The sequence below is a fragment of the Bradyrhizobium sp. WYCCWR15520 genome, from assembly GCF_056174665.1.
This window is the reverse complement of record NZ_JBWBWM010000171.1, coordinates 1-649: the sequence shown is the minus strand read 5'-3', so window position 1 is coordinate 649 and position 649 is coordinate 1. Positions and strand designations below refer to the sequence as shown.

Here is a 649-nt window from a genome sequence, read left to right as displayed (position 1 = left end):
CCGCACCGGCGCAGGCACCCGCCGCCACCGGCGCGCTGCCGCAGCCGCAGCAACCCGCCGTCGGCGCCGACGGCAGGCCGGTGCAGCTCGCTGCGCTGCCGCCGGAAGAGCAGCCGGAAGTGGGCCCTGCGCAGCTTCCGCCGCACCTGCGCCGCCAGGAAGTGTCCTTCGCGACCAAGGAGCCCGCGGGCACCATCGTCGTCGATACCGCCAATACCCACCTTTACTACGTGCTCGGTGGCGGACGCGCGATCCGCTACGGCGTTCGCGTCGGCCGCGACGGCTTCACCTGGAACGGCGTGCAGAAGATCAGCCGCAAGGCCGAGTGGCCGGACTGGCATCCGCCGACCGAGATGATCGAGCGCCAGCCCTATCTGCCGCGCTTCATGGCCGGCGGCCCCGGCAATCCGCTCGGCGCGCGCGCGATGTATCTGGGTTCGACCATCTACCGCATTCACGGCACCAACCAGCCGTCGACGATCGGCAAGTTCGTCTCCTCGGGCTGCATCGGCATGCTGAACGAGGACGTCTCGGACCTGTTCGAGCGCGCCAAGGTCGGCACCCGCGTGGTGGTGATGCCCGGCAGCCCGCCGCCCGCCAACACCGCAAGCGCTTCGAACGCCGCGCCGCCGCCCGCCGCGGGCCCGGC

General features: G+C 72.1%; 1 protein-coding gene. It reads left to right on the top strand.

Annotation, left to right across the window (positions count from 1 at the left end; translation table 11 throughout):
* Positions 1-649 (top strand): L,D-transpeptidase (locus AC0QUY_RS42705; RefSeq protein WP_475391750.1); only part of this gene is annotated, 649 nt, incomplete at both ends.